A 3,522-nucleotide genomic window follows, 5' to 3' on the forward strand; every position below is an offset into this window, starting at 1 on the left:
CCAGATTTAGCGAGATTTTGCTCTTCATTTTCGCACATCACTAAGAGAATTTCATCAGAATTTATAAACACTGGTTTATTCACAAATGCCTCCATACTGCCTATTGGCAAAAGTTATTTTCTAAGATATGGAGTGAATATATGTAAAAAGTGCAAGTGTCAACATAAAAATGTAAAAAGTGCATATTTATGTTAGGTATGTTTTTTTAAAAAATGCACTATCCACAATTTATGGAGATACAATATGCAAGTAACGGAACAAGATTATAATCTTCTAAAAGGGTTTTCTCAGAAGGAAAAGGAAACTATTTCTTATTTTTTGATTGCCTTAAAAACTCAATATACAAAATCACATCTCTCTTGTTTTCTTCAGAAAGATCACGATAAAAATTCATAAATTCTTGATCAACATCATTGAAGAAATTTGGGGGGGGTTCATTAAAAAACTCTGCTATTTTAACTAATTCTCCAATACTTATGCTTCTTGATTTTCCATTTTTGTAAGGATTAATCATTCTACTTATAGTGGATTGATGGATTCCCAAGTGAGCGGCTAATTCTATTTGAGCACCGTGTCCGCGCTCGTTTAATTTCTTTTCTAGCCATTGTCGGATACTTTTTTCAATATTGCTACTCATAATCTAAATATTATCCCTAAAAATACGTAAAATGCAAAAATGAGAAAAGTGCATTTTTTATTGACATATGTAAAAAGTGCAATTATTTATTGCGCTGTTATGGAGATTACATATGGCTTCGAGATTAATTATAAAATATTTAGGTGGTTTCAAAACTGTAGCAACCATAGTGCAAAGAGATGTGTCATCTGTTTATAGATGGCGTGACATGCCAGCAAAACACCAGCAAAAAATTTTAGATTACGCACGTGATCATGGGATAGATTTGCGTCCAGAAGATTTTTTTTATCCCGAGCGCTTGCAGAGATTAATGCAAGAGCAACACCCCCCATTGTCGAAAATTAGCAAGAGCTGCGGTGTTGATCACACCGGAGAAACTTTACAGCATTAAGGAGACAAAGATGGCTGTAGAAAAGAAATATGAGTTCACACGCCAAGGAGTAACGCTTTATCCTGATAAGAATAATTCACATGGTATTGTAATGCTTCGTCGCATACGGGCACTGAGAGACTTTGGAAGAGTCAAGAAAGGTGATCTTGGTGGTTTTATAGAACATGAAGGTAACCTATCACATGAGGGTGATTGTTGGGTAGCTGGTTCGGATAGATCTTTTAATAATGGGTATGTTTTTGGCAATGCTCGTGTTTTTGGAGATGCCCGTGTTGGTGGCATGGCACGTGTTTTTGGGCATGCACAAGTATACGGTTGTGCAGATGTTTCTAATTGTGTGTATGTTTATAATTATGCAAAGATTTACGGTAATGCGGAGGTTTATGGTAGTGATACCCGTGTTTATGGTAAGGCGCAAATTTATGAGAATGCTTCAGTAAAAGGCAAAGCAGAAGTTTACGGCAATTCTCGCATTTATGGGGATGCTAAGGTTTACAACAAAGCACGTGTCTACGGTCAAGCCAAGGTTTTTGGTAATGCCGAAGTTTTCAATCAATCTAAAGTTTATGACAATGCGTTAGTTCACGGGCATGCCAAGATTAGAGAGAATGCCAAGATTTACGGCAATGCCGATGTTTGTGACTATGAAGATTTTCGCGATAACGACGAAGTTTACATGCGTAAACACGTTTCATATAGCACAAACGAAGCGCATAAGAATGATGATGGTAAGCCTCGTATAGAGCTTATACCGCCGTTGGCACTGATTGAAATCGGCAAAGTTTTAGAGTTTGGGGCAAAGAAGTACGGAGCAAACAATTGGCGTAATGGCATGCACTGGAGCAGGTTTCACGGTGCTGCTTTACGTCATTTATTAGCATGGTTTGGTGGAGAGCATAAGGATGCTGAGAGTGATTTATCACACTTGGCACATGCGGCTTGTTGCATTCTTTTTTTAATGGAATGCGAAGCACAACAGATTGGTCATGATGACCGCCCTCATAAAAATTAAAGGAGATAAAGATGAGTTCGAATGAGATTTTATGGATAGCAGTGGTTTCAGTTTTGCTCTTAAGCGGAGTGATGTTTCGTATTGCATTGCATTATCGCAACCAAGTTAAGGCTCTTTCAGAGGAGATTCAATATCTTAGGGCAAGAGTAAAAAAGGTAAATACTGATTTTATATTAGGGAATAGAAATATAACTTATGAATGTGATGCGGATATAGGAAAGTCTGAAGCAGAAATTAAAAAACTGAAGCAAGAGATTAAAGAACGTGACGAGGAAATTAAACAACTGAAACAAAAGACTGAAGAGCATGAAAAGGCGTTCAGAAATGTAAGTGAAGTTGTAATGACACTCGAAGCAGATGTGCAATCACGTGATGCGGAAATTCAAAGACTAACACAAAAGCTTAAACAGCGTGATGAAGCAGTAAAAGCGCCGCCTCATAAGAATAAGAAGAGTAAGAAGAAGGGTAAGTGAGGAGATAAAGATGAGTTTAGTAGCAATTGTTATTTCCTTAATTGCGAATGTGATTTCGTTTTATGCTGTTCATGACTCTTCTAAAAGAGTGCGAAGGCTTAGAAAAGAGCTAGCAGAAAAAAATGAGTTAATAACGTCACAAAAAGCATTGATGGAAGGACAGCTAGCAGAAAATGAAGAGAAAATACAACATTTACAAAAATTACAAAAAGAAGTGCAAGAACGTTTGTTGGAATCTGAACAGAAGAAATCTAAAGAGCAAGAATATTTGACTGAATATGAAAATATTAATGACAATCTTCAAGAGCCTGAAGATGTTCGTGCGCTTGTAAGAGAGTTTGTAAACAAAGCTCCAATTATAAATGAATATAGTGATGAAAAAGATGATAATAGAGCACGAAAGATATTGCAACAATTGATGATGGATGAACAGAGAAAGAATGAAGCAATTGAAATTATTAACGATGTCCATACATGGTTTATGGCAAAAAAAACCGTTACAATTGAAGAAGTTAATAAATGGGATAGATCGCAATATTTATTATTTCATCTTGTGAGGCCAAAGCCACTGACATGGGCCGAGTTGGCTGAAAAAAGTATTGAGGAACAACAGCGTTATTGTTCAAATTGGAAAACCATTATTCTTTGAACGTAACAGCTGTAAGATTTCTGGTTCAAAGTATTGAATATCGCGGACGGAAAAATTCACTTTTTCTGGTGGATTTTGAGGATCTACGGCAGCATTTTCGTAAAAAGAGCAATCTTCTAAAACACATTTTGTATGGAACGGCGCGATGAATAACACGATTCTTTGTTTTGATCTAGGTACCAAAACGGGGTGGGCGATACGTGGTGCAAGTGGTGACATATTCAGTGGTACCGTGAATTTTCAATCGCGCCGTTTTGAAGGCGGTGGAATGCGTTACTTGCGTTTTAAGCAATGGCTATCAGAAATAAAGCAGACAGCAGGTCAAATTGACGTGGTGTATTTTGAAGAGGTGAGGCGTCA

5 protein-coding genes and 1 pseudogene are annotated in these 3,522 nt (G+C 37.0%); 5 read left to right on the top strand and 1 reads right to left on the bottom strand.

What is annotated here, in order from left to right:
• Positions 1-304: 304 nt before the first annotated feature.
• Positions 305-637 carry a helix-turn-helix domain-containing protein gene (locus ACFIKJ_RS08800; protein ID WP_012755091.1) on the bottom strand — a complete coding sequence of 111 codons (333 nt, stop codon included), beginning with the start codon at positions 635-637 and terminating at the stop codon, positions 305-307.
• A 112-nt stretch (positions 638-749) separates the two neighbouring features.
• On the opposite strand from ACFIKJ_RS08800, the gene ACFIKJ_RS08805 reads away from it, so the two are divergent.
• From ACFIKJ_RS08805 to ACFIKJ_RS08825, 5 genes and pseudogenes are all read left to right on the top strand, one after another.
• Positions 750-1,028, top strand: coding sequence for a hypothetical protein (locus ACFIKJ_RS08805; protein ID WP_375653989.1), 279 nt, complete (start codon positions 750-752; stop codon positions 1,026-1,028).
• Between the two features lie 676 nt (positions 1,029-1,704).
• Entirely contained in the window at positions 1,705-2,040 is a 336-nt protein-coding gene (locus tag ACFIKJ_RS08810; RefSeq protein WP_273791733.1) for a dATP/dGTP diphosphohydrolase domain-containing protein, read from the top strand.
• Between the two features lie 11 nt (positions 2,041-2,051).
• Complete coding sequence (locus ACFIKJ_RS08815; RefSeq protein WP_375670505.1) at positions 2,052-2,513, top strand: hypothetical protein; 462 nt, start codon at positions 2,052-2,054, stop codon at positions 2,511-2,513.
• A gap of 10 nt (positions 2,514-2,523) precedes the next feature.
• The gene (locus tag ACFIKJ_RS08820) at positions 2,524-3,162 is read left to right on the top strand and encodes a hypothetical protein (RefSeq protein WP_375670506.1); all 639 of its coding nucleotides are present in this window, start codon (positions 2,524-2,526) and stop codon (positions 3,160-3,162) included.
• 145 nt (positions 3,163-3,307) lie between these two features.
• Positions 3,308-3,522, top strand: a pseudogene (locus ACFIKJ_RS08825) (hypothetical protein); the annotation flags it as partial.

Source organism: Bartonella sp. PS7NMGDW, from assembly GCF_042193585.1.
Lineage (GTDB): Bacteria > Pseudomonadota > Alphaproteobacteria > Rhizobiales > Rhizobiaceae > Bartonella > Bartonella grahamii.